This window comes from Uruburuella testudinis, assembly GCF_022870865.1.
In the GTDB taxonomy this organism is placed as follows: domain Bacteria; phylum Pseudomonadota; class Gammaproteobacteria; order Burkholderiales; family Neisseriaceae; genus Neisseria; species Neisseria testudinis.
In genome coordinates this window covers 1,129,578-1,155,316 of record NZ_CP091508.1, presented here as the reverse complement: position 1 = coordinate 1,155,316, position 25,739 = coordinate 1,129,578, and the positions used below count along the sequence as shown (strand labels likewise).

Sequence of the window (25,739 nt, the reverse complement as noted above, 5' to 3'; positions counted from 1 at the left end):
TCCCGCCCAATTGTTCTACAATCAAACCACAGGCAACCGATAAAGCAACCGTATGCACGCACCCGATAAATTTCCCTTGAATCACAACATCTTAATCCAAATCAGCAGCATGGGTATGGACATCGTGCAGCTGATGAAAGCGGCCGGCATTTCGCCGACCGTATTATCCGACAGCCGCCCCACCCTGCCGACTGCGCACTATTTCGCCTTTTGGCAAGCCGTGGCACAGCAAAGCGGCGACCCGCTGCTCGGCCTGAAAATCGACGGCGGCGACAATCAGGCCGGCTGCGACCCCGCCACCATCGTGATGATGCATTCCTGCCATTTTCTCGCCGCACTCGAACGGCTGGCGCGCTACAAAAAAATGGTCTGCCCGCAACGGATCTGCATCGACCGGAGCGCAGAAGAAACCGCCGTTTCCTCACAATGGCCGTTCAGCGAGCAGCCCGAACCCGACATCATCAGCGATATGTTTTTCCGCTCCATCCAGCACACCCTCGTCCTCAGCCTCAACCCCACACCCGCCCCGTTGCGGATCGAGCTCACCCGCAACCGCATTCCGCCGGGCTATCAGGCTTATTTTGGCTGCCCGATTATCACGCAAGCCGAACGCAATGCCATTGTTTACGCCAACCGCACCCTCGAGCTGCCGCTCAACAACCACAACGCCGAACTGCTGCACCTGTTCCAACCGCTGTTGGCGCAAAACAGCGGCGCGCCCTATCCGCAAAGCCTGCAACAACAAGTGCAGCAGGAAATCGCCCGCCTGCTCAACGGCAACAAACCCACGCTCGAACAAATCGCCGCCCGCCTGTTTATCACCCCGCGCACCCTGCAACGCCGTCTGAAAGCCGAAAACCTCAGCTTCGGCCGGCTGCTCGAAGCCACCCGCGCACAAACGGCGGAACAACTGCTGCAACGCCAAGACATGGGCATCGGCGAAATCGCCTTTTACCTCGGCTATCAAGAAACCCACTCCTTCAGCCGCGCCTTCCACCAATGGCACGGCATCTCCCCGCTGCAATGGCGCAAACAGCACGGGCTGGCTTGACAGCAGTTGGGAACCGGCATCGGTTTGCTTTGTCGGGATACCCTAAACAACTTCGTCGAATGAAATAATACTGTTTAAACAAAGGCCGTCTGAAACATAATTGCTTTCAGACGGCCTTTGTTTAAACAGTTTTCCAGGATGTTCTAACCATTCATATATCATCATCTTTTTTGCGCTAAAAGCACCTATAAATCGAATGGTCAGGACACCCTAGCGCCCTTTCACATCAATCACCCACACTTCCGATTGCGACCCCAAGCGCATCGGCACGCCCCAAAAACCATAACCGGAAGTCACAAAAAAATGGCCGTTGCCGATTTGCTCATAACCGTAAGCCAAGCGATTAAGGTAGCGCACAATCAGATTGGCCGGCGCCACCTGGCCGTTGTGAACATGGCCGGACAGCTGGATATCTACCGGCAAGCGGGCGTGCGCTTCGATTTGCGTCGGGCGGTGGTCGAGCAGAATCACCGGCAGCCCGGTATTCTGCCCCGCCAGCAATTGCGCCGTACTCGGGCGGCGTTCGTCTAAATCGTCATTACGGCCGACCAGCAGCAGCCCGTCGGTTTCCACAACTTCATTGGTCAGCACTTTGATGCCGGCTTGGGTTAACGCCTGATAAATCTCCCGCTCGTGGCCGAACAGATCATGGTTGCCCAAAGTGGCATACACGCCCAAAGGCGCACGCAGTTTTTCGAGATGCGGCTGCATGTTTTCCTGGCGGTAGGCTTCTACATTGTCGTCCATCAAATCGCCGGGCAGCAAAATAATGTCGACTTGTTCGCGGTTCATGATATCGGCCAGTTTGTCGAGCTGGCGGGCGCCCACCAGCATACCGGTGTGCAAATCGCTGGCCATGCCGATGCGCAAGGGCTTGGCCAGCGGTTTGTTGAGGGTGATTTCAGCATGGCGCACCACCGGCGTGTAGGCGTTATACACGGCGCAGCCTGCCAAACCGATAAAAAACAGCGGCGCAAACAAGCGCAAGCTGCGCGACATCGGCCGCTCGTCCAACACGCGGCACAGCACAAGATAAAGCAAAAACGTGGCCAGCGCCGCATACATCACAAACAGCAGCAACACCATCCACAGCGCCATCCAGCGGAACACCGCATGCCCCAGCTGCAACACCAGCCCGGCAATCAGCGCATTGGTAATCAGAAAAGCCGCCGCCATCAGCCAACGGCGGCCGCGTTTGCCGATACGGGCGGCAAACAGCCATTGCAGCGAGCGGCCGAGGCCGAAGGTAAACAGCTGCATCAGCAGCAGCACCAAAACAAAAATCACAGTGCGCACCGGCGGATATCCTTATTTGAAAAACCCGCAATTTTATCATGGCCGCCGCCGCTCAAAGGCCGTCTGAAAAGTAAAGAAACGCAATCGGCGGCTGCTGAAATACTCATAAACTACCAGGGTGTGCCGACCATTCGTTTATGGGGGGATTTTTGTTCCTGAAAATGCAGATGCCGGGCAAAAAAACGTAGCAAGATTGGGCATCTTGCGAGGCTTTTTAACGCAGCAGATGTGCTTTTAGCGCAAAAAAGATAATGTTATATGAATGGTCAGAGCCCTGATACACCGGCGGCTGTATTTTTTCAGACGGCCTGAAAGCATCACTGAAAAGCGTTATAATGCACAGCAGAAAATATTCAAACAAGGAGCCGATATGACCACCCCGCAAAGCGCCATTGTGCCCGACCATTGTAAAGCCGGTATTTTTATCGAAGCCGATGTGCTGCCCGGCTGCGAAAACGCCATCAAACAAGCCTGCCTCACCGGCCTTGATGCACTGGCAGCGCTGCAACAGCAATTTCCCCAAGCAAACCTCGGCCTCACCATCGCTTTCGGCAGCCGCCTGTGGCAAAGCTTCGGCCACTGCGAAGAAGGCCGCGAACTCAAGCCTTTTCGGGCGCTCGGCAACGGCTTGGCACCGGCCACGCAGCATGATGTGATGATCCACATCGCCTCACTGCACCACGACATCAACTTCGCACTGGCCACCGACGTGCTCGCCGCGTTCGGCGGCAACATCACCGTAGCCGATGAAACCCACGGTTTCCGCCTGCTGGAAGAGCGCGGCTTCGACGGCTTTGTCGACGGCACTGAAAACCCGCAGGGCGATGAAAACGTTACCCGGGTCGGCACCATCTGCGCCGGCAGCCCCGATTGCGGCGGCAGCTATGTATTGCTGCAAAAATACCGCCACGATTTGAAAAAATGGGCCGATGTGGGCGTGGCGGAACAAGAGCGCTGCGTGGGGCGCAGCAAAGCGACCAACGAAGAATTCAGCAAAGATGTGCGCCTGCCCGATTCGCACCTCGGCCGCACCAACCTCAAAGAAAACGGCATCGGCCTCAAAATCGTGCGCCGCAGCCTGCCCTTCGGCACTGTATCGGGCGAACACGGGCTGATGTTTATCGCCTATTGCGCCAACCTGCACAATATCGAAGCGCAGCTGCTCAGCATGTTTGGCGAAACCGACGGCAAAACCGACCTGCTGCTCAAACATATGTCTACTGCCGTATCCGGCGCTTATTATTACGCCCCGAGTATCGAGCGCTTGCGCAGTTTATAAAGCCGTAGAGGCCGCCTGAAACATTAAATATGAATATGTTTCAGACGGCCTCTACCGTCAAACACCATGCTTACCGACACCCATTGCCATTTGGCCGACCCCGTGCTCAACCCAAATCTGCCCGCCATCTTCGCCGATGCCGCGCAGGCCGGCGTGTGCCGGTTTATCGTGCCGGCCACACAACGCAGCGACTTTGACGCCGTTTTGGCGCTCGCCCGCCATCCGCATGTGCATATCGCCCTCGGCATTCATCCGTGGTTTGCCGAAGCCGCCGCCGATGCCGATTTGGCCTGTCTGGGCACATTGCTCCAACAGCATCCGCGCGCGCTGGTCGGCGAAATCGGCCTTGATTTTTACGGCAAACAGCAAACCGCAGCCCAACGTGCGCGGCAAAACGAGCTATTGTGCGCCCAACTCGAATTGGCCGAACAACACCGCCGCCCCGTCATTCTGCACAACCTCAAAGCCACCGCCGCCATCGTGGCCGCCATCCGGCAAACCGGTTTCACACAAGGCGGCATTGCCCACGCTTTTTCAGGCAGCCTTGAAGAAGCCCGATTACTGATCGGCTGCGGTTTGAAAATCGGCATCGGCTCGCTGTTGCTCAACCCCACCGCCCAAAAAGCCCGCCGTGCCGCTGCCGAATTGCCGCTGGCGCACATCATGCTCGAAACCGACAGCCCGTTTATGCTGAAAAACCAAACCAACACCCCCGCCAACGTGCGCAAAATCGCCGAAACCGTTGCCACGCTGCGCGGCATCGCCCTCACAGAAATCGCCGCCCAAACCGAGCAAAATGTGGCGCAACTGCTGGCTTTTCAGACGGCCTGAATGCTGTTGGCAACGCCTGACAAAAGCAAAAGCAAAAGCAGAACCAACCATTCAAACAAACACCGCATTTTTGTTACACAAATATCGCAGCAACATGCCAAGGCCGTCTGAAACAAATGTTTCAGACGGCCTCCAACCAACACGCACCTATCCGTATCAACGCCTGCGCAAACCGCCGCCAAACCCTTGCAGCAGCATCATGGTGCAGGCGCCGATCAAACACCAAAGCATATCCGACTGCGTATCCCACTCATAACCCTGAGTGCCGAGAAAGGCATCGGCGGCTTCTTGGCTGAGCACCGCCACCAGCCATTCAATCAACTCATACACCGCGCTGACGGCCATGCACACGCAAATGGTGAGAAACACCAGCCAGCCGCGGCTTTTTACCACCTGATTGCGCCACAAAATCTCCAACGCGATCACCGCCGGCGAAAATCCCTGCATAAAATGGCCGACTTTATCGTAATTATTGCGGCTCCAGCCCATCGGCTCGCGCAACCAGTCAAACAGCGGCACTTCGGCATAGGTGTAATGCCCGCCCACCATCAACACCACTGCATGCGCCAACATCACCCAATAAGCAAAATCACTAAACTGAAAACGCTTGCGCGTAGCCACCAGCAACACCGCACCGATCACAGCAGGCGAAACTTCCAGCGCCCAAGTGGGATAATCTTTCGGCGCAATGCCCGACCACACCAGCACTGCGGTGAAAATGACCAACATCCAATCATAACGGTTCATCGATACCCTGCTTTCTGTGCTTGATGAATTTTATTTGGCAGCAACCCTACCCAATCAGCCGATGCGGCAATCCGCAGGAAAATTCGCAATAAAACAAAAAAGGCCGTCTGAAACCTTTTTCAGACGGCCTGTCGTTACATCACTTCCAGCGTTTGAATGCCCAGCAAATCCAAGCCTTGCTTGAGCGTTTCGCCCGTCAGCTTCGCCAGTTGCAGGCGGCTGTCGCGTGTGGCGCCTTCGGCTTTCAGAATCGGGCAGGCTTCGTAGAAGCGGCTGAACAAGGTGGCCACTTGATAGAGATAAGCGGCCAGATAATGCGGATAACACGTTTCGGCCACGCTTTGCAACACATCTTCAAATTTCAGCAGCTCCACCGCCAGTTGTTTTTCCAACGGCGCATCCAATATCACGGCGGCGTTTTGATTCCATGCGCCCGCCTTGCGGAACACGCTCTGCACGCGGGTGTAGGCGTATTGCAGATAAGGCGCGGTGTTGCCCTCAAAGCTGAGCATGGTTTCCCAATCAAACACATAATCGCTGCTGCGGTTTTTGCTCAAATCGGCGTATTTCACGGCGCCGATGCCTACAGTGCGGCCGATTTGTGCCGCTTCGTCTGCGCCCAAATCTGCATTTTTACTTTGCACCAGCACGGTGGCGCGTTCCACCGCTTCATCGAGCAAATCCACCAGCTTCACGGTATCGCCGCTGCGGGTTTTAAACGGCTTGCCGTCTTTGCCCATCATGGTGCCGAAACCGATAAATTCGGCGGCGACATTTTCAGGCAGGTAGCCGGCTTTGCGTGAAGTGGTAAATAATTGTTCGAAATGCAGTTTTTGGCGGGTATCGACCACATACAGCAAACGCTCGCCTTTCAGACGGCCGACACGATGGCGCACGCAGGCCAAATCGGTGCTGGCGTATAAAAAGCCGCCGCCTTGTTTTTGCACGATAAATGCCGCCGGCTCGCCGTCTTGGTTTTTAAATTCATCTAAAAACACCACTTTGGCGCCGTCATCGTCTACCGCCAGCCCTTTGGCGCTCAAATCATCCACCACGGTTTGCAAATCATGGTTATACATCGATTCGCCGGCCACATCGGCGGGCGTGAGCTTTAAGCCCAGCGTATCGTAAACCGCTTGTGCGTGTTGCAGCGAAACCGCCACAAACTGCCGCCACAATGCCAACACGGTTTCATCACCGCCTTGCAGTTTCACCACATATTCACGCGCGGCGTCGGCAAATTCGGGGCTCTCGTCGAAACGGATTTTGGCGCTGCGGTAAAACTGCTCCAAATCGGCCAACTTGAATTCAGCGTTATCCTGCTGCTGCTCCACCATATACGCCACCAACATGCCGAACTGCGTGCCCCAGTCGCCCACGTGGTTTTGCGCAATCACGTGGTGGCCGAGATAGCGCAATACGCGGGCAATGCTGTCGCCGATAATGCTCGAACGCAAATGGCCGACATGCATTTCTTTGGCCAGATTGGGCGAGGAATAATCAATCACTACCGTTTGCGGATGCATGCTTTGGCGCACATTCAGATGGCCGTCTGAAAGCGCCGATTCAATGTTTTGCGCCAAAAATGCCGCCTTCAGGCGCAGATTGATAAAACCCGGCCCCGCCACTTCGGCCGATTCGACCACCTGATTACCCGCCAGCGCATCGGCCACTTTTTGCGCCAGCTCGCGCGGATTTTGTTTGGCCTTTTTGGCCGCCCCCATCACGCCGTTAATCTGAAAATCGCCGAAATCGGCATTTTTGGCCGGCTGCAAAACCACCGGGTTTCCGGCAATGCCGGCGGCGGCAAAAGCCGCTTCAGCTTCAGCGGCTACGGTTTGGTGTAGATTCATATTATGCTTTCAATATCGACAGGCCGTCTGAAACCCTACAACACTTTTCAGACGGCCTGATATTTCATCTTAAAATTTTCACGCTATTTTACCGCTTTCACGATAACAGCGAAAGGCTTTTTCAGACGGCCTCAAGGCTTTCCCGGCGAGTGACGGTTATCATGTTTTTCGCTATCATCAACTTGCAACCGCTCTTCAACACACACCATTACAGCGATATCATCATGAAAAAACTGGCTGCCAAAAAATTTCCGTCGGTTTCATCTTTACAATGCTTTGAAACCTCGGCCCGCCACCTGAGCTTTACCAAGGCGGCGCAAGAGCTGCACATGACGCAAAGTGCGGTGAGCAAACAAGTGGCGCAACTGGAAACCACGCTCAACGGCTTGTTATTCCACCGCCTGCAACACGGTTTGCAGCTCACGCCGACAGGCAAACTGTTTTTAACAGAAGCCCAAGAAATGCTCAGCCATTTGGAACACGCCGTATTGAATGTGTTGGCGCACGGCAGTGAGGCGGACACCCTGCGCATTTCCACCCACCCTACTTTCGGCGCCCGCTGGCTGATTCCCGCCCTGAAAGGCTTCGGCAAAGCCCACCCCCACATCCACTTGGATATTCACGATGAGCTGGGCGATTTTTGCGCTGAATTCAACCAAAATATGGACATCGGCTTTTTACACGGTGATGGTGTTTGGCCGGGGCTGGCCAGCATCAAGTTGTTTGACGGCCATTTTGTGGCGGTGTGCGCACCGCAGATTTCACCGCCGCCGTTGGCCGACATCACCACATCAACCGATTATATTCTGATACAGTCGCGCGTGCGGCCGCGGGCATGGCACGAATATCTGCTGGCGCAAAATATCGAATGGGCGGGCACGTTCAACGGCCCGCGCTTCGATTCTTTTTATGCCGTTATCCATGCGGCCGAATGCGGTTGCGGCATTGCACTGGTGCCGGAAATTCTGGTGCAGCGCGAGCTGGCCGCCGGCCAACTGCATCTGGCCTGGCCCCACCGCCTGCAACGGCACGGCGCCTATTATCTGGTGTATCCGGCCAATATGGACACCACACCCAAAGTGCGCATCATGATTGAATGGATTCAGGCGTATACCCGTTTGCAAAAATAGCCCGGCGTTGCCGCCTGATATTTTGGTTTGACAATATCGACAGGCCGTCTGAAAACCATGATTTTAATCAATGGGTTTCAGACGGCCTGTTATACCGTATCCGTCAGTCTGCTCTGCCGAACAATCCGGTCGACAAATAACGGTCGCCGCGGTCGCAGATAATACACACCACCACCGCACCGGGGTTTTGTCGGGCAATATCCACCGCCACCATGGCCGCCGCACCCGACGACACACCGGCAAACACACCTTCTTCTCTCGCCATTTCGCGCATGAACTTCTCGGCATCTTTCTGATTGACATCTAACGTTTGGTCGACCAAATCTGCCTCGAAAATGCCGGGCATATATTCGGCCGGCCAGCGGCGGATGCCGGCAATCGATGATTCGGCATCGGGTTGCAGGCCGATAATCTGCACAGCCGGGTTTTGCTCTTTCAAATATTTGGCCACCCCGGTGATGGTGCCGGTGGTGCCCATCGAGCTGACGAAATGGGTGACTCTGCCCTCAGTCTGCGCCCAGATTTCAGGGCCGGTGGTGAGGTAGTGCGCCTGTTTGTTGTCGGGGTTGTTGAACTGGTCGAGCACTTTGCCCAAGCCTTGCGCCTGCATCGCCAGCGCCTGATCGCGGGCGGCTTCCATGCTGTCGGTTTCAATCAGCACGGCACCGTAGGCAGCCATCGCATCTTTGCGCTCTTGGGTGGCGTTTTTCGGCATCAGCAGCGTGAGCGTATAGCCTTTCATCGCCGCCACCATCGCCAGCGCAATGCCGGTGTTGCCGCTGGTGGCTTCAATCAGATTGTCGCCGGGGCGGATTTCGCCGCGCTGTTCGGCCTGCGCAATCATATTGAAAGCCGGGCGGTCTTTAACCGAACCGGCGGGGTTGTCGCCTTCAAGCTTGGCCAGCACCGTTGCCTGTGTGTGTGCAGCCACGCGTTGCAGCCGGATCAGGGGCGTGCGGCCGACGCAATCGGCCAAAGTATCGTATTTTTTCATCATCCGTGCGGTGAGTGTTCAGCGATGTGCAAACTTATCACAAAATGCCGCCGATGAATATCATCAAAGCAGTTGACAGCGTAAATGCGCCGGCATTAAGATGGCTTGACATCATGAGTTGGGAAACCATGCCAACCTGCCTTTGCCGGCAAGGTGGAACGCAGGCGCAGATGTGGCCGCAGCCGGAAAGCTGCCGGCAAACACGGCAACGCACCCGGCTTTCGGCTTACAGGGTGCTTTTTATCAGCTTGCGCAATATCCGCACCCCCGGGCGATTTACTCCCAATTGCTGCCCAAAATGCTAAACAGGAAAAGGAACCACTGATGCAGATTCATCAACTCGAGCTTTCCACACAGGCCATACCCGCCAGCGCCGCCGTGCAGTTTACCCTGCACCGCCACAACGGCCGCAACGAAATTCTGGGCATCTACCGCCCCGAAGACAAGCTGTGGCTCTGCCCGCTGGCGTTTCCCAACCAATATGCAGCACCCTTGGTGGCCGATCATGATTTGTCGTCGCTGCGCACGATTTTGTTTTTGGCCGGTGTCGACGATATCGACGGCTGCATCACTGCGCTGGTGGCTTATGTGCGTGAATTCAACAACGAGCGCGGCCGCCATGCCGCCTGAAAATCACCCCTAAGGTGTCCTGATGTGTCGATATACGGGTGCATTTTGCTCCTGAAAACGCAGCAGATGTGCTTTTAGCGCAAAAAATCTGAATCATTATGAATGGTCAGGACACCCTAGAGTGTCCTGACCATTCGTTTATGAAATGCAGATGCCAGGCAAAAAACGCAGCAAGATTGGACATCTTGCGAGGCTTTTTAACGCAGCAGGAGCAAAATACACCCATAAATCGAATGGCCAGGACACCCTAGCCCCTACCCGACAAAGGCCGTCTGAAACTTACGCTTCAGACGGCCTTTGTTATTGATTTTAAAACCATTAGTCTTGACGTTCAACCTGCGACACATCACGCACTGCGCCGGTGTCGGCCGATGTGGTCATGGCGGCATAGGCGCGCAAGGCGGCAGACACATAGCGGTCGCGGTTTTGCGGTTTCCAAGCTTTCGCACCGCGTGCTTCCATGGCTTCGCGGCGGCGCTCAAGCTCTTCAAACGACACGGCCAGGTTGATGCTGCGGTTGGGGATATCGATTTCCACTGTGTCGCCCTCTTCCGCCAAACCGATGGCGCCGCCTTCTGCGGCTTCAGGCGAAACGTGGCCGATGCTCAAGCCTGAGGTGCCGCCTGAAAAACGGCCGTCGGTCAGCAATGCGCATTCTTTGCCCAAGCCTTTGGATTTCAGATAAGAGGTGGGGTAAAGCATTTCCTGCATGCCGGGGCCGCCTTTGGGGCCTTCGTAGCGGATAATCACGATGTCGCCGGCCACGATTTGGTTGTCGAGAATGGCGGCCACGGCGGCATCTTGGCTTTCAAACACGCGGGCGCGGCCGTTGAATTTGAGAATGCTGTCATCCACACCGGCGGTTTTCACCACACAACCGCGCTCGGCGATGTTGCCGAACAATACGGCCAAGCCGCCATCTTGCGAATAGGCGTGCGCTTTGCTGCGGATACAGCCGTTTTCACGATCAAGGTCGAGGCTCGGCCATTGGCGGTTTTGCGAAAAAGCTTCGGTGGTGCGCACGCCGCCGGGTGCGGCTTTATAACGGGCATGCGCTTCAGTGTTGGCGGGGTTGGTGATGTCCCATTGCGCCAAGGCATCGGCCAAAGAGTTGGCATGTATAACAGATACTTCGGTTTGCAGACAGCCGGCGCGGTCGAGTTCGGCCAAAATGCCCATCACGCCGCCGGCACGGTGCACGTCTTCCATGTGGTATTTTTGGGTGGCGGGGGCGACTTTGCACAGGCACGGCACACGGCGGCTGATGCGGTCGATATCGGCCATTTTGAAATCCACGCCGGCCTCGGATGCGGCGGCTAAAAGGTGCAATACGGTGTTGGTAGAGCCGCCCATGGCCACATCGAGGCTCATGGCGTTTTCAAAGGCGGCTTTGGTGGCGATATTGCGCGGCAATACGCGTTCGTCATCCTGCTCGTAATAGCGCTTGGTGATTTCTACAATCAGGCGGCCGGCTTCGAGAAACAGCTCTTTGCGGCCGGCGTGGGTGGCCAGCAGCGAGCCGTTGCCCGGCAGCGACAGGCCCAGCGCTTCGGTAAGGCAGTTCATCGAATTGGCGGTAAACATGCCGGAACACGAACCGCAGGTGGGGCAGGCGCTGCGCTCTACCGCGGCCACTGCTTCATCGCTGATAGTGTCGTCGGCGGCATCTACCATGGCGTCGACCAAATCCAGCTTGCGCTCGTCGACTATATTGGCCACGCCGATTACTTTGCCCGCTTCCATCGGCCCGCCGGACACAAATACGGTGGGAATATTCAGGCGCAAGGCGGCCATCAGCATGCCGGGGGTGATTTTGTCGCAATTCGAGATGCACACCAGCGCATCGGCGCAGTGGGCGTTAACCATATATTCCACCGAATCGGCAATCAAATCGCGGCTGGGCAGGCTGTAGAGCATGCCGCCGTGCCCCATGGCGATGCCGTCGTCTACGGCGATGGTGTTGAATTCTTTGGCGATGCCGCCCGCTTTTTCAATCTCGCGCGCCACCAGTTGGCCCATATTGTGCAGGTGTACATGGCCGGGCACAAACTGGGTAAACGAGTTGGCAATGGCGATAATCGGCTTGCCGAAATCATCATCGGCCATACCTGTGGCACGCCACAGCGCGCGCGCGCCGGCCATATTGCGGCCGTGGGTAGAGGTTTTGGAGCGGTAGGCTGGCATGGTTTTTCCTTGAAAATACTAGGGCATCCTGATGTGTTGATTGCGGGTGCTTTTTACCCCTGCAAACGCATCTGCTGCGTTTTCAGGAGTCAAAATCCCCTCATTGATGACCCATCAGAACACCCTAAGGCCGTCTGAACGTTTCAGACGGCCTTTATTATGAATAATAAAAGCTTGAGCGTATTTTATACCAATCGTTGACAATTAAACAGCCGACAAAATGTCTGATGTGTTTTTATCGTTTTTCAGACGGCCTTTTATGCCCGTTTACTCAGCCGGCTGACTGCATGCACCCGCTGCCTTTAGCTTTTCATTACGCTTGCCGCTGCAACACCCGCGCCCCTTTCGGCTATAATGGCCGTCTGAAAAAACTTCAAGGCCATACATCATGATGATACATCCGCAGTTCGACCCGGTTTTAATCAGCCTCGGCCCGCTGGCCGTGCGCTGGTATGCGCTCAGCTACATTGTCGGCTTTATTTTGTTTATCTGGCTGGGCCGCCGCCGCATTGCGCAGGGCAACAGCGTGTTTACCAAAGAAATGCTGGATGATTTTCTGACCTGGGGCGTGTTCGGCGTGATTCTGGGCGGCCGTTTGGGCTATGTATTGTTTTACAAATTATCCGACTATCTGGCCAATCCGCTGGATATTTTCAAAGTGTGGGAAGGCGGTATGTCGTTTCACGGCGGCTTTTTGGGCGTGCTGGCGGCGATGTGGCTGTTTGGCCGCAAACACAACATCGGCTTTTGGAAAGTGGCCGATTTTGTGGCGCCGCTGGTGCCGCTGGGGCTGGCTTCAGGCCGGCTCGGTAATTTTATCAACGGCGAGTTGTGGGGGCGCGTCACCGACCTCAATGCATTTTGGGCAATGGGTTTCCCGCAAGCGCGTTATGAAGATGTGGCCGCCGCCGCCCACAACCCGCCATGGGCAATGTGGCTGGCCGAATACGGCATGCTGCCGCGCCACCCTTCGCAACTTTACCAATTTGCGCTGGAAGGCGTGGCGCTGTTTGTGATTGTGTGGCTGTTTTCCAAAAAACCGCGCCCCACCGGCCAAGTGGCCATGGTGTTTTTAGCCGGTTACGGTTTTTTCCGCTTTCTTGCCGAATTCGCCCGCCAGCCCGACGACTACCTCGGCCTGCTCACATTGGGCTTGTCGATGGGGCAATGGCTGAGCCTGCCGATGATTGTGCTTGGCATTGCCGGCTTTGTGTATTTCGGCAAACGCAACGCAACAGCATAAAATAATATTTTGAAAGCAAGGCCGTCTGAAAATCTTTTCAGACGGCCTTTTGATATAGGGCGAATATATATAACGTGAGTTCGGGATAACATAATCCGTGAGATATAAAATCCTTCACGGCTTCACCCCACCCTGCCCCCGTTAGGACGAAGGGGAAACAGAGCGCTGCAACACCAAACGAATGCTGCCAGACAGCAAGTGTAGCCACTGTATTTTTAACTCCGCCGGGCAAAAATACAGTGGCTGCGTTTACCTTTGCAAACGGGCATCAAATCTGCTACAACCCGGCCAGCCGCGCGATATACGGCCAATAAAACAAACACCCGATTGCCGCCACGGCCACTGCAATACCGGCAGCATTAATCTGGCTGATTTTTTCTTTAAACACCAGCGCCCCCACCAGTGTGCCCAATACAATCACGCCGATATTCATGCCGGCGAATACCAAGGTCGGATTGCTGCTGAATACCTGATGGGCGCGGATGTAAAACAAAATATTGGCGAAGTTCAAACAGCCGAGCAGCAGGCCGCCGAGTATGCCGGCGGCCGTCCATTTGCTGCCTTTGTAAAACAAATAGCCGAACATCAGCACCGCCGCCACACAAAACGCCACCAATAAATTGCCGGAAAAAGCCGTGCCGCTTTTGGCCACTTGTTTAAACAGGATATCAATCACGCCATAGCCCGCCCACACGCCCAACAACAATCCGGCCTCGGTGACGGAAGCGCCTGCTTTGTTGCCGCCTCCGCCTTTCCACAGCAGGCACAACAAAGCCACAAATGCCAATACGATGCCGATCAAGCGCCCTGGCGATAATGTTTCGCCGAAAATCAAAAATGAAGCGGCAATCGGTAAAAATAACGACAAGCGCTGCGCTGCATCAGATTTCACAATGCCGGTATGCGCCACCGCCCGCCCCATCACCACAAACACCGCCGGCAATAAAACACCCAGCGCCGCAAACAGCCACCAATCCGGCAGATGGCTTTTCCAAGCGCCCAGTTCGGGCTTGAGAAACCACATGCATAAAGCAATGGCGGCCAGATAATTCACCGCCACAGCCTGCTCGATGTCGATTTTTTTACTACGGGAAATTTTCAGCAACACCGCCACAGCCACGCTGCACACGATGCTGATTATCAAATAATGCATGATTGCTTTTCAAAAAGGTTTGCCGCAATGCTTCTACCCATTCACGAGCAAGATAACAAGGCTGGACAACACTGTTGGGTTATTTTTATGAATGGGTTTCAGACGGCCTCAACCAGCACATGTTGCTTGCCAAAGCTCACAGCCAGCCCTCAGGCGATACACTTTTGCCGTCGTAAAGCTTGATAAAACCGGCCACCACGCGGTAGATAAACCAAATGCTCACCACCACCAAAATCAGGCCGCCAACGGCCAGCGCCAGGGTAATGCCGCCGATAAAAAAGCCCAACACGCTGTACCAAAAAGTTTTAATCAAATACTGCATGTGGTTGTAATAAAGGGTGTGGCGCATATCGCCGCGCTTCACATAGGCCATAATCACCCCCACCAGCAAAGTGATGCCCACCACCAGCGAAGCCAGATAAAGCGCATACACCACCATGGCGTAAGTGCGCAGGTTTTCAGGGGCAGGCAGATTTTGGTGTTCGATAATATCGTGACTCATGTTTTTCCTTTCGTTTAAGCATCGGTGGCAACGCTCACGCTGACCGGATTGAGGCTGCTCAGCGCTTCGGGGCGGAGGGCAACCAGAAAACCGCGCTTGCCGCCGTTGATGTAGATGAGCGCCAAATCGAAAATACTGTGTTCCACATAGACCGGCAAGGCGGCTTTGGTGCCGAAAGGGCTGGTGCCGCCGAAAAGGTAACCTGTCCATTTATGCGCCTGCCCGGCATCGGCCAGCTCAATATGCTTCATACCCAACTCGCGGGCAAGATTGCGGGTAGACACTTCCTTATCGCCGTGCATCAACACAATCAGCCCTTTTTTCCGCTCATTTTGCAGCACGATGGTTTTAATCATCTGACGCTCGGGCACATTCAATTGCGCTGCTGCATAAGCCGTGCCGCCGTGTTCGATATAATTTAAAACGTGCGCTTCAAAATCAATATTGTGTGCCCGCAAAAAACGGATGGCCGGGGTAACGGGGTAATCGGATTTGCTCATATCAGGCCGTCTGAACGATATTTTCGGCTATATGTTACCATAAGCGCTCTGTCTCATAATATTAAGGGAGCCTGACCATTCGATTTATGGGGATTTTTGTTCCTGAAAATGCAGATGCAAGGCAAAAAACGCAGTAAGATTGGGCATCTTGCGAGGCTTTTTAACGCAGCAGATGCGTTTTTAGGAGCAAAATACACCCGTAAATCGAATGGTCAGAACACCCTAGCAAAGGAAAGAAAATGACTGTGCAATATCACGGCCAAACCCCGCGTTTGTCGGAAGCTACCGTCGCCAACGGTTTTGTTTTTCTCGCCGGCATGGTGCCGGAGCGCACCGATGCAGATGCAACCGCGCAAACCCGCGATGTGTTGGCGCAAATCGATAAATGGCTGGCCGAATGCGGCTCTGATAAACGGCATATTCTCGAAGCCACCATTTTTTTGCCCGACTTGAATAACTATGATGCCATGAATCAAGCTTGGGACGAATGGGTAGCGCCCGGCCGCGCACCTGCCCGCGCCTGCGTGGAAGCCAAACTGGCCAATCCTGATTGGGCGGTAGAAATCAAAGTATCCGCCGTGCAGATTCGGCAGCTGTAGCGTGTTCTGATACCGTCAAGGCCGTCTGAAACGCAGAAAACAACAGTGTTTCAGACGGCCTCAAGCTGTAACACCCTACACAATCAGAGTTTGCTCAAACAAAATCTTCCCTGTCCGTTGCCAGGGTGTCCTGATGTGTCGTGTATGAGGGGATTTTTGTTCCTCGAAATGCAGGTGCCAGGCAAAAAACACAGCAACATTGGCCATCTTGCGAGGCGTTTTAACGCAGCAGATGCGTTTTTAGGGGAAATACACCCTTAAATTGAATGGTCATGATACCTAGGCATCATGCACCGACTCACGTTCGGCCACCAGCCATTTCACGCCCGCCCCTTCCAGCTTTTCACGCATCGGCGCACTCAACGCCCGGTCGGTAAACACCGTGCTGAAATCGGTGATGTCGCCCATGCGCACCAAGGCATTGCGGCCGAATTTGCTGTGGTCGACCGCCAAATAGCGCAAGCGGGCGTTTTCCATCATCGCCTGCATCACGCTGACTTCTTTATAGTCAAAATCAAGCAGCGAGCCGTCTTGATCGATACCCGATGCGCTCAACACCGCATAATCCACCTTGAATTGATTGATAAAGTCGACCGTGGCCACCCCGGTAACGCCGCCGTCGAGCGGCCGCACCACACCTGATGTGATGATCACTGTGTAATCGCTGCGGCCGGACATAATCGCAGCCACATGAATATTATTGGTGATGATGCAGAGGTTTTTATGATTTTTTACCAGCGCCGTCGCCACGGCCTCGATGGTGGTGCCGATGCTCATAAACAGCGATGCGTTATCGGGAATGTGGGCAGCAATCACATCGGCAATATGGGCTTTTTCACTTTGCATCTTGTTTTTCTGGCTTTGGAAATCATCGTTTTCCAAGCGCTCGCCCAAGGCGGCTCCGCCATGATAGCGGCGCAAGATATGTTCTTCGCACAAGTGGTTGATGTCGCGGCGGATGGTTTGCGGCGTAACGCTCAAGGCACGGGCCAAGCCGTCGATGGGCATAAAACCGTGTTCGCGCACCAGCGCAATGATTTTTTCGTGTCGTTGGATTCTAGGCGGCATATTGTTGGCTGAATATTGGTTTTATCGTGTATTTGAAATCAAAGATATTTTTGAAAAATCAGGCACATGATGCTAGGGTGTCATGACAATTTGTTTATGAGGGGATTTTTGTTCCTGAAAATGCAGATGCCAGGCAAAAAACACAGCAAGATTAGACATCTTGCGAGGCTTTTTAACGCAGCAGATGCGTTTTCAGGGGCAAAAAGCACCCGTAAATCGAATGGTCAGAACACCCTAGGGTGTCCTGATGTGTCGTTTATCATGACTTAAAAATGCATGGCGGAAAACACCACCATCAGCACCGGCGCCAAGACATTAATCACAAACCCGAAGCTGATGGCCAGCGGCACGGCGGCCAAACCGCCCGAGCTTTGAATCACCGGCAAAGTGAAATCCAGGCTGGTGGCGCCGCCCACACCGACCGCCGCACTGGGGTGGCCGCGCATGAGCAGCGGAATAAACACCAGCGCAAAAAACTCGCGCGCCAAATCGTTTAACAGCGCAATACTGCCCCACACAGGCCCATAGGCTTCCGTCATCACAATGCCCGACAGCGAATACCAGCCGAAACCAGAAGCCAGCGCCAGCCCTTTGCTCCACGACACTTGCGGCATCAGCGCGGCAAACAGCAAACCGCCCGCCAACGACGACAATGTGATGAGCACGCAGGTTTGCACACCGCGCTTGTTGATCAGCACCTGCCGCAAAGTGATGCCGCTGCTGCGCAATTGCACTCCCACCAGCAACACCAGCAACATCAGGCAATAAGTGCCGAGATTTTCAGACGGCAGCCAGGCTGCAGGTAAAGCATTGCCGGCCAAAAAACCCAACAACACGCAACCCACCTGCTTCAGGCTGCCGCGGATACTGACATTGGCTTTTTTACCGTTACCTGTTACCTGCCACGGATAGCGGCGGTCAAACCACATCAGCACCAGCAGATTCAAGCCGATAACGCACACAAACAGCAACACCGTGGCGGAAATAATGGTCTGCATTTGCGCACCGAGATTTTCCACCTGCGACAACGATACGCCGATAAGCAGCAAAATCAGATACACCAACCAGCCCAGCCCTTTATCGACCAACGGCAGCCAGCGTTTGGGCACGCGGATGAAAAAGCCGAGAAAAAGCGGCGTAAGTATGGAAATCAGGGTAATCAGGCTGTTCATAAGGCATACATCGCTAAGCGGGTTGCTGCCGAACCCGAAATTAAGGCAAACCCAAACAGTGGCGCGAAAGCGGCCGAGAGCTGCATCGGCAACTGCCCTTTTCCGGCTCAAGCGGGCGCGCAGTCAGATTGCCAGCTGTTTTAAACGGGTATGATTTCGGATTAGACATTCAGACGGCCTCAAAGTGTCTGTGCCGCTTTAGAGGCCGTCTGAATATTAAAAATAGTCCGACATTATATCTGTAAATAAAAGTTAAATCCAGTTTACAGATAAGCGTTGCCGGCCAGAGTGTCCTGACGTCGGTTTATGAGGGGCAGGCTGCTCCTGGAAATGCAGATGCCAAGCAAAAAACGCAGCAGATGCATTTTCAGAGACAAAATTCACCTGTAAATCAAATAGCCTGGATATCACTACACAAGTCTGATATTGTTCACAAAAATAACCTAACTGCGTTGGCTCGCCTGAGCTCGAAAAAGGCTGCTTTCGCTAAGACGCTGAAGCGCCAAGTCAGCCAGCCCCGCACGTGTGTGCTGTTTTTCAACCCGCCGCCTTGTCTGCTTACTTTTGCAAATAGATAGATATGATACAGATTCGAAAAGCGCAAAAAAGGCAGCCGAAGCCGCCTTTTCCCGCCGGGTTTACCATCCAGATGCAAACCGGCAGATATGATGCCGTGGCCGAATCATCTGCCGGGCTATGTCGCCCGGGTGTCCTGACCATGATTGGATTTACTGGTCGACAAACGCACGCTCAATCAGATAATCGCCGCGCTGACCCATCTTCGGCGATACCGTCAGGCCGAAATGGTTCAACACGCCGCTGGTATCTTTCAGCATGGCCGGGCTGCCGCACAGCATGGCGCGGTCGTCTTGCGGGTTGATCGGCGGCAGACCGATGTCTTCAAACATTTTGCCGCTCATCATCAGATCGGTAATGTGGCCGCGGTGCGGATATTCTTCGCGCGACACCACGGGATAATAAATCAGCTTGTCTTTCACCAGCTCGCCCAAGTATTCGTGTTCGGGCAGCTCTTGGGTAAAGCGCTCGTAATAGGCCAAATCTTTTTTATAGCGCACGCCGTGTACCAAAATGATTTTTTCAAACTGCTCATACACTTCCGGATCTTTAGTAATGCTCAGAAAAGGCGCGATACCGGTGCCGGTGCTGAGCAGGTAAAGGTGTTTGCCCGGGTTGAGGTCGCCGCAAATCAGCGTGCCGGTGGGCTTTTTGCTGATCAGCACTTCATCACCTTCTTTTAAATGTTGCAGGCGGCTGGTCAGGGGGCCGTCTTGCACTTTGATGCTGAAAAATTCCAGATGCTCTTCCCAGTTGGCGCTGGCTACGCTGTAGGCGCGCATCAACGGCTTGCCGTCTACCATCAGGCCGACCATCACAAATTGGCCGTTTTCAAAACGCAGGCTGTCGTCGCGGGTGCAGGTAAAGGTAAAATAAGCATCGGTCCAATGGTGAACAGATAAAACTTTCTGGGTATTGAATGCTGCCATTTCGGGTTTCCTAGTGTATAAATTTCAAGAGGCCGTCTGAACGCTTTCAGACGGCGTATCGTCAAATTGCAGATTGTGCAAATCGGCATAACGACCGCCGCGTTTCAACAAATCTTGGTGCGTGCCCTGCTCGACAATGCGGCCTTCGTGCATCACAACAATGTTGTCGGCCTTCTCAATGGTGCTCAAGCGGTGGGCAATCACAATGGTGGTGCGGCTTTGCATCAGGTTTTCCAAGGCCGCCTGAACCAAGCGCTCCGATTCGTTATCCAGCGCACTGGTGGCTTCATCCAGAATCAGAATCGGCGCATTTTTCAGCAAAGCCCGTGCAATCGCAATACGCTGGCGCTGGCCGCCTGAAAGCTTCAGGCCGTTTTCACCGATTTCAGTCTGCAAGCCCTGTGGCATCGCTTGGATAAACGACCAGGCATTGGCGGCTTTGGCCGCTTGGATAATGTCGGCCTCGGTCACCTTGCTCAACTGGCCGTAGGCGATGTTGCCGGCCACCGTATCGTTAAACAGCACCACATCCTGGCTCACCAGCGCCATTTGCTCGCGCAGGCTTTCCAGCGTGTATTCGCGGATATCGGTGCCGCTGATGCGCACTTCGCCTTCGGTGGGATTGAAAAAGCGCGGAATCAGGTTGGCCAGCGTGGTTTTGCCGCAACCCGATGCGCCCACCAATGCAATCACCCTGCCCTGCGGCACAGTGAGGCTGATGCCGTTGAGGCTGTTGCGCTCGGCCTCGGGATAGCGGTGCACCACATTCACAAACTCAATCGCACCGGGCTTATTGTCCAATTCAAGCACGCCGCCGTCGGCTTCTTCGCCCTCATCCAAAAAGCCGAACACGCTTTCTGCCGCCGCCAGGCCGCGTTGCAGCGACTGCATCACCCCGGTCATGCGTTTGATGGGGTCGAACATCATAATCATACTGGTCAGAAACGACATAAAATCGCCGGCGCTGAAACCCTCTTTGTTGGCTTCAAATGCCGCCATATAAATAATCACCGCCAGCGCCACCGAAGCCATGATTTGGGTAATGCCGGTGCCCAACGCGCTGGCCGAGGCCTGTTTCACATTATTGCGGCGCACTCCCGCAGCCGAATGGCTGAACCGCGCGGTTTCCCGCTTTTGCCCGCCATATACCTTAATTACGCGCGCACCGTCGATGCTTTCGTTGAGCACCTGCGTCATCTGCCCCATCTGCTGCTGATTGCCGTGCGACAGGCGGCGCAGGCGCTTGCTGACCAGGCGCACACTCACCGCCACCACCGGCAGAATTACAAAGGTAATCAGCGTCAGCCGCCAGTTGAGATACATCAAGAGGCCGAGCAGGCCGATAACGCTCACGCCGTCTTTGGCCAACACCGTAATCACATTAAAACCGGCATCGGCAATCTGGTTGGCATCGTTGAGCACGCGCGACATCACGCGGCCGCTGGCATTGTTGCTGAAATACGATGAGGGCAGCTTCATCAGCTTGCCGAACATCTCTTCGCGCATGCTTTGCACCAAATGGCTGGAAAGATAGCTGGTGCAATATTCATTGATGAAATTAAACACGCCGCGCAAAATAAACAAGCCGATAATTGCCAGCGGCAGCCAGCTCATCTTCTGCATGTTTTTATCTACAAAGCCTTCATTAATCAAAGGCTTGAGCAGATAGCCAAACAAAGGCATGGTCGCCGCCACAATCAGCATCGACACGACGGCAACGGCAAAAACCTTCCAATAGCCTTTGAGATAAACAGCCAGCCGCTTATACAGCTGCAAGGCCGACTGCTCTTTAGATTCGTGCATACATTCTTCGCAATTAGAGCAAACACACAATTTTAAGCGAAAGCGTTTCTCAAATCAATGTTTGCTGTTACAAGATTTCAGACGGCCTCAGCCGCTCCGACCATTCGTTTATGAGCGTATTTTTATTTCTGCAAACACATCTGCATCAAAGAATGGCCGGAAAACCCAGGCCGTCTGAACAACGTTGCCGTTACTGCGCGGCATCAAGCGTTTCACGGATAATGGTTTTCACCACATCCGCATTGTTCGGCACCACCTGCACGCGCTGCGGCAAATCTTCCAGCCCGGCCAATGCCGCCGGGCGCGGAATCGCTACACCGCCGCCCACTGCTTCGTGAATGGTGGCATCGAATTTGGCCGCCAGCGCGGTTTCGAGGCACACAATCAATTCGCCCGGTTCGCGCACTTCACGCGCCACTTTGATGCCGTCGGCAGTGTGCGGGTCAACCAGTTCGCCATCGGTTTGATACACTTCGGCAATGGTGGACAGGCGGTCTTTATGCAGGCTTCTGCCCGACACAAATCCATATTTTTCATGGATTTTGTCCAGTTGCAGGCTCAAATCGAAACCTTTGCCCACACCCACTTCCGCCCACAGCGCCTGAATCTGTACGGCATCCCTGTCCATCAAATCAAACACAAAGCGCTCGAAATTCGAGGCTTTGGAAATATCCATCGACGGGCTGGAGGTAACCAGGGTGTTTTCCGCACCGCGCGGGCGGTATTCGCCGGTTTTAAAAAACTCATCCAACACATCGTTTTCATTAGTGGCCACAATCAAGCGGTGAATCGGCAAGCCCATCTGGCGGGCGATATGACCGGCGCAAACATTGCCGAAATTGCCGCTGGGCACGCAAAAACTCACTTTTTGCTCGTTGCTGCTGGTGGCGTTGAAATAACCGGCGAAGTAATACACCACTTGCGCCACAATCCGGCCCCAGTTAATCGAATTCACCGTGCCGATGTGGTATTTGGCCTTAAAATCCGCATCGTTTTGCACCGCTTTAACAATATCCTGGCAATCGTCAAACATGCCGTGCACGGCGATATTGTGGATATTTTCATCTTGCAGGCTGAACATCTGCGCACGCTGGAAAGCGCTCATTTTACCCTCGGGCGAGAGCATAAACACATTGATACCCTGTTTGCCGCGCAAAGCATATTCGGCCGCCGAGCCGGTATCACCGCTGGTGGCGCCGAGGATATTCAGCGTTTTGCCCTCTTTGGCGAGCACATATTCAAACACATTGCCGAGAAACTGCATCGCCATATCTTTAAACGCCAACGTGGGGCCGTTAGACAAAGCTTGAATCTTGAGGCCGTCTGAAAGTGTGCGCACCGGCGTGATTTCCCGGCTGCCAAACGCCTCTTCGGTATACGTGCGCTTGATGATGTCGCGCAAATCGGCAGCGGGAATATCGGTAATAAACAGGCTCATCACTTCAAACGCCAGCTCCGAATAGCTCAAACCGCGCCATTGCTGCAAGGTTTGCTCGCTGATGTGCGGATAATGCTCGGGCAGCATCAGGCCGCCGTCGGGCGCCAGCCCCATCAATAATACTTCGCTGAACGGTTTGTGCGCGGTGTCGCCGCGGGTGCTGATGTATTTCATATGCAGATTTCTTTTTAACAATCAAACCAATGGTGAAAATACATTTCAGACGGCCTTGATTCACAACACAGGCCGTCTGAAACATTATCGGGTATACAAACGCTTCACGCAGGCGCTTACTGTTTTAGCGGTCACATTCGCCAGCGCCTGGGTGCGCGTGCTCGGGCTGACAACCTGCATCAGCTCGGTGGCCGTCATCTGATTCGGCGCTTCTTCGCTCACGCAACCGCAGATTTTGTCTTCCCACACCTGTTGCTGTTGCGCACTTTGGGTGAGCATGGCCAAACGCCATTCGTTGCGGTTGTTCAACTCGGTGCGGCACTGGTTGTCAACCGCCGCTTTTACCAGCGAATTGCCCATGCCCAAGCCGGTGTCAAACGAGCCGCCGCCGGTGCCGCAAGCGCCCAAAGCCAAGACGGCAGCCGCCGTCAGCAGAATTTTTTTCATCGTTATCTCACTTTTCCAAATCAACAAAAGCGCCGTCGATGCGCGCCTGATAAGCGGCACGGTCGGCATCGGTAATCTTGCGCACCGCCTTACAGGGCACGCCCATCGCCAGCGAACCGGCGGGAATATCTTTAGTCACCACACTACCGGCAGCAATCACACTGTCGGCGCCGATGTTCACCCCGCCCACAATGGTCACACCCGCGCCTATCCACACATTATCGCCAATCGTAATCGGCGCGGCATCTTCCCAAGCCTGCTTGCGCAGCCCGGCATCGAGCGGATGGCCGACGGTATACAAACCCACATTCGGCGCCAGCAGCACATTATCGCCGATAAACACGCCGCCCGCATCCAGAATGGTGCAATTAAAATTGGCAAAAAAGTTTTTGCCCACTTCGATATACGTGCCGTAGTCGCAATAAAACGGCTGCACAATAAACGCACCTTCGCCGCCTTTGCCCAACAGCTCGCCCATCAAGCGCCGGAGGGCTGCGATATCGCCCGGGCGGGTGAGGATATTGTAATCGTGCAACAGCTCTTTGGCACGGTTGCGCGCCTCGTCCAACTGCGTATCCATCGGGTTATGCGGCAAACCCGCCAACATTTTTTCGCACTCGCTCATCATCGCTAAAAGGCCGTCTGAAAAGATTCTCATCCGATAATCGGGCGGCAGCTGCCGCATACATTGCCGCACATTGTACCGCAAGCGGCATACAGCGAGAACTGTTGCGCTATAATAATTGCATTTACCGCACCCGCCTCACGGAAACACCATCATGGCCGACCTTTTTTCCCGCCAACCCGACGCCCCGCTGGCCGAACGCCTGCGCCCGCATTCGCTCGATGAAGTTATCGGCCAGCAGCACCTCATCGGCGCCGGCAAACCGCTGCGCGTTGCCGTGGAAGGCGGCAAGCCCCATTCCATGTTGCTGTGGGGGCCGCCGGGCGTGGGTAAAACCACGCTGGCGCGCATTCTGGCACAAAGTTTCAACGCCCAATTTTTGCCCGTGTCCGCCGTGTTTTCGGGCGTGAAAGACATCCGCGAGGCCATTGAAAAAGCCGAAATCGCGCTGCAACACGATCAGGCCACCATTTTATTTGTCGACGAAGTGCACCGCTTCAACAAAGCCCAGCAAGATGCATTTTTACCGCACGTAGAAAGCGGTTTGCTCACCTTTATCGGCGCCACCACCGAAAACCCATCGTTTGAAGTCAACCCCGCCCTGCTCAGCCGCGCCCAAGTGTATACGCTCAAATCGCTCACACCGGAAGAGCTGCAACAACTGGCCGATAAAGTATTTGCCCTGCCCGAATATCAAAACATGCACATCAACGATGATGCACTCGGCCTGCTGCTCGCCACCGCCGACGGCGATGCCCGCCGCCTGCTCAACCTGCTCGAACAGCTGCTGCGCGCCGCCCAAACCCAAAACATCGGCGAACTTTCCAGCGAATTTCTCGCCAACAGCCTCGGCACCCAAATCCGCCGTTTCGACAAAGGCGGCGAAAGCTTCTACAACCAGATTTCCGCGCTGCATAAATCCGTGCGCGGCTCCCACCCCAACGCCGCACTCTACTGGTTTTGCCGCATGCTCGACGGTGGTGCCGACCCACGCTACCTCGCCCGCCGCATCGTGCGCATGGCCTGGGAAGACATCGGCCTGGCCGACCCGCGCGCCTTCCAAATCGCCAACGATGCCGCCGCCACATTCGAGCGGCTGGGCTCGCCCGAAGGCGAGCTGGCGCTGGCACAAGCGGTGCTGTATCTGGCTGCCGCCGCCAAATCCAACGCCGGTTATATGGCTTACAACCAAATGCGCACTTTTGTGAAACAAAACCCCAGTGATGAAGTGCCCGTGCACCTGCGCAACGCCCCCACCAAGCTGATGAAAGAGCTCGGCTACGGCCGCGAATACCGCTATGCCCACGATGAGCCCCACGCCTACGCCGCCGGCGAAACCTATATGCCCGAAGGCATGGCCGAGCCCGATTTTTACCAACCTGTGCCGCGCGGACTGGAAATCAAAATCGGCGAAAAACTGTCGTGGCTGCAATCGCTGGATGAAGCCGCACAAACGCATCAGAAATAATATCCCTTTATCAACACAATCTGACTACATTGGCTTACTTTTATAAA

At 54.7% G+C, this 25,739-nt stretch carries 24 protein-coding genes and 1 riboswitch; of the genes, 9 read left to right on the top strand and 15 right to left on the bottom strand.

Annotation, left to right across the window (positions count from 1 at the left end; translation table 11 throughout):
• Positions 1–52: 52 nt before the first annotated feature.
• A complete protein-coding gene (locus tag LVJ83_RS05390; protein WP_244787046.1) occupies positions 53–1,051 on the top strand; it encodes an AraC family transcriptional regulator in 999 nt (332 codons plus the stop codon).
• Positions 1,052–1,261: 210 nt separating this feature from the next.
• Here the strand turns inward: LVJ83_RS05390 and LVJ83_RS05385 are convergent, their stop codons facing one another.
• Positions 1,262–2,311: a metallophosphoesterase gene (locus LVJ83_RS05385; RefSeq protein ID WP_425316027.1), complete on the bottom strand. Its 1,050-nt coding sequence runs from the start codon at positions 2,309–2,311 to the stop codon at positions 1,262–1,264.
• A 406-nt stretch (positions 2,312–2,717) separates the two neighbouring features.
• Between LVJ83_RS05385 and LVJ83_RS05380 the strand changes: the two genes are divergently transcribed.
• Together LVJ83_RS05380 and LVJ83_RS05375 are read left to right on the top strand one after the other, a co-directional pair.
• Positions 2,718–3,626, top strand: coding sequence for a Dyp-type peroxidase (locus LVJ83_RS05380; protein ID WP_244787042.1), 909 nt, complete (start codon positions 2,718–2,720; stop codon positions 3,624–3,626).
• 66 nt (positions 3,627–3,692) lie between these two features.
• On the top strand, positions 3,693–4,457 hold the full coding sequence (locus LVJ83_RS05375) for a TatD family hydrolase (protein WP_244787040.1): 765 nt from the start codon (positions 3,693–3,695) through the stop codon (positions 4,455–4,457).
• 156 nt (positions 4,458–4,613) lie between these two features.
• Here LVJ83_RS05375 and LVJ83_RS05370 read toward each other — a convergent pair whose 3' ends face one another.
• Positions 4,614–5,204: a DUF2238 domain-containing protein gene (locus LVJ83_RS05370; RefSeq protein ID WP_244787038.1), complete on the bottom strand. Its 591-nt coding sequence runs from the start codon at positions 5,202–5,204 to the stop codon at positions 4,614–4,616.
• A gap of 134 nt (positions 5,205–5,338) precedes the next feature.
• A complete protein-coding gene (argS, locus tag LVJ83_RS05365; RefSeq protein WP_244787036.1) occupies positions 5,339–7,057 on the bottom strand; it encodes an arginine--tRNA ligase in 1,719 nt (572 codons plus the stop codon).
• A 161-nt stretch (positions 7,058–7,218) separates the two neighbouring features.
• Between argS and LVJ83_RS05360 the strand changes: the two genes are divergently transcribed.
• The gene (locus tag LVJ83_RS05360; protein ID WP_244787034.1) at positions 7,219–8,187 is read left to right on the top strand and encodes a LysR substrate-binding domain-containing protein; all 969 of its coding nucleotides are present in this window, start codon (positions 7,219–7,221) and stop codon (positions 8,185–8,187) included.
• Between the two features lie 103 nt (positions 8,188–8,290).
• Here LVJ83_RS05360 and cysM read toward each other — a convergent pair whose 3' ends face one another.
• Complete coding sequence (cysM, locus tag LVJ83_RS05355) at positions 8,291–9,184, bottom strand: cysteine synthase CysM (RefSeq protein WP_244787031.1); 894 nt, start codon at positions 9,182–9,184, stop codon at positions 8,291–8,293.
• Between the two features lie 100 nt (positions 9,185–9,284).
• A riboswitch (SAM-I-IV-variant riboswitch) is annotated at positions 9,285–9,395 on the top strand.
• A gap of 110 nt (positions 9,396–9,505) precedes the next feature.
• Between cysM and LVJ83_RS05350 the strand changes: the two genes are divergently transcribed.
• Positions 9,506–9,811, top strand: coding sequence for a hypothetical protein (locus tag LVJ83_RS05350; protein WP_244787029.1), 306 nt, complete (start codon positions 9,506–9,508; stop codon positions 9,809–9,811).
• Positions 9,812–10,129: 318 nt separating this feature from the next.
• On the opposite strand, the gene ilvD is transcribed toward LVJ83_RS05350, so the two are convergent.
• A complete protein-coding gene (ilvD, locus tag LVJ83_RS05345; protein WP_244787028.1) occupies positions 10,130–11,995 on the bottom strand; it encodes a dihydroxy-acid dehydratase in 1,866 nt (621 codons plus the stop codon).
• A 388-nt stretch (positions 11,996–12,383) separates the two neighbouring features.
• On the opposite strand from ilvD, the gene lgt reads away from it, so the two are divergent.
• Positions 12,384–13,238: a prolipoprotein diacylglyceryl transferase gene (gene lgt / locus LVJ83_RS05340; protein ID WP_244787026.1), complete on the top strand. Its 855-nt coding sequence runs from the start codon at positions 12,384–12,386 to the stop codon at positions 13,236–13,238.
• 277 nt (positions 13,239–13,515) lie between these two features.
• Here lgt and LVJ83_RS05335 read toward each other — a convergent pair whose 3' ends face one another.
• The 3 genes from LVJ83_RS05335 to LVJ83_RS05325 form a co-directional block, all read right to left on the bottom strand.
• Positions 13,516–14,391 carry an EamA family transporter gene (locus LVJ83_RS05335; RefSeq protein ID WP_244787024.1) on the bottom strand — a complete coding sequence of 292 codons (876 nt, stop codon included), beginning with the start codon at positions 14,389–14,391 and terminating at the stop codon, positions 13,516–13,518.
• Positions 14,392–14,527: 136 nt separating this feature from the next.
• Positions 14,528–14,893 carry a DUF4870 family protein gene (locus LVJ83_RS05330; RefSeq protein WP_244787022.1) on the bottom strand — a complete coding sequence of 122 codons (366 nt, stop codon included), beginning with the start codon at positions 14,891–14,893 and terminating at the stop codon, positions 14,528–14,530.
• Positions 14,894–14,907: 14 nt separating this feature from the next.
• Positions 14,908–15,393, bottom strand: a complete 486-nt coding sequence (locus tag LVJ83_RS05325) for a YbaK/EbsC family protein (protein WP_244787020.1) — start codon at positions 15,391–15,393, stop codon at positions 14,908–14,910.
• Between the two features lie 239 nt (positions 15,394–15,632).
• Here LVJ83_RS05325 and LVJ83_RS05320 point away from each other — a divergent pair, with 239 nt between their 5' ends.
• Positions 15,633–15,992: a RidA family protein gene (locus LVJ83_RS05320; protein WP_244787018.1), complete on the top strand. Its 360-nt coding sequence runs from the start codon at positions 15,633–15,635 to the stop codon at positions 15,990–15,992.
• A gap of 279 nt (positions 15,993–16,271) precedes the next feature.
• Here LVJ83_RS05320 and LVJ83_RS05315 read toward each other — a convergent pair whose 3' ends face one another.
• The gene (locus LVJ83_RS05315; protein ID WP_244787016.1) at positions 16,272–17,060 is read right to left on the bottom strand and encodes a DeoR/GlpR family DNA-binding transcription regulator; all 789 of its coding nucleotides are present in this window, start codon (positions 17,058–17,060) and stop codon (positions 16,272–16,274) included.
• Positions 17,061–17,156: 96 nt separating this feature from the next.
• Between LVJ83_RS05315 and LVJ83_RS05310 the strand changes: the two genes are divergently transcribed.
• Positions 17,157–17,330, top strand: coding sequence for a hypothetical protein (locus LVJ83_RS05310; RefSeq protein WP_244787014.1), 174 nt, complete (start codon positions 17,157–17,159; stop codon positions 17,328–17,330).
• Here LVJ83_RS05310 and LVJ83_RS05305 read toward each other — a convergent pair.
• The 6 genes from LVJ83_RS05305 to LVJ83_RS05280 all read right to left on the bottom strand — a co-directional run bounded on the left by LVJ83_RS05305 (position 17,327) and on the right by LVJ83_RS05280 (position 24,257).
• Positions 17,327–18,232 (bottom strand): LysO family transporter, encoded by a 906-nt coding sequence (locus LVJ83_RS05305; protein WP_244787013.1) that lies wholly within the window; start codon positions 18,230–18,232, stop codon positions 17,327–17,329. The two genes, LVJ83_RS05310 and LVJ83_RS05305, sit on opposite strands and share 4 nt — an antisense overlap.
• A 728-nt stretch (positions 18,233–18,960) precedes the next feature.
• Entirely contained in the window at positions 18,961–19,737 is a 777-nt protein-coding gene (locus LVJ83_RS05300) for a ferredoxin--NADP reductase (protein ID WP_244787011.1), read from the bottom strand.
• 24 nt (positions 19,738–19,761) lie between these two features.
• The gene (msbA, locus tag LVJ83_RS05295; protein ID WP_244787009.1) at positions 19,762–21,540 is read right to left on the bottom strand and encodes a lipid A export permease/ATP-binding protein MsbA; all 1,779 of its coding nucleotides are present in this window, start codon (positions 21,538–21,540) and stop codon (positions 19,762–19,764) included.
• 190 nt (positions 21,541–21,730) lie between these two features.
• Positions 21,731–23,152: a threonine synthase gene (thrC, locus tag LVJ83_RS05290; RefSeq protein ID WP_244787007.1), complete on the bottom strand. Its 1,422-nt coding sequence runs from the start codon at positions 23,150–23,152 to the stop codon at positions 21,731–21,733.
• 84 nt (positions 23,153–23,236) lie between these two features.
• A complete protein-coding gene (locus tag LVJ83_RS05285) occupies positions 23,237–23,599 on the bottom strand; it encodes a hypothetical protein (protein ID WP_244787005.1) in 363 nt (120 codons plus the stop codon).
• Positions 23,600–23,606: 7 nt separating this feature from the next.
• Positions 23,607–24,257 (bottom strand): sugar O-acetyltransferase, encoded by a 651-nt coding sequence (locus LVJ83_RS05280; protein WP_244787004.1) that lies wholly within the window; start codon positions 24,255–24,257, stop codon positions 23,607–23,609.
• A 121-nt stretch (positions 24,258–24,378) separates the two neighbouring features.
• On the opposite strand from LVJ83_RS05280, the gene LVJ83_RS05275 reads away from it, so the two are divergent.
• The gene (locus LVJ83_RS05275; protein ID WP_244787002.1) at positions 24,379–25,692 is read left to right on the top strand and encodes a replication-associated recombination protein A; all 1,314 of its coding nucleotides are present in this window, start codon (positions 24,379–24,381) and stop codon (positions 25,690–25,692) included.
• Positions 25,693–25,739 lie beyond the last annotated feature (47 nt).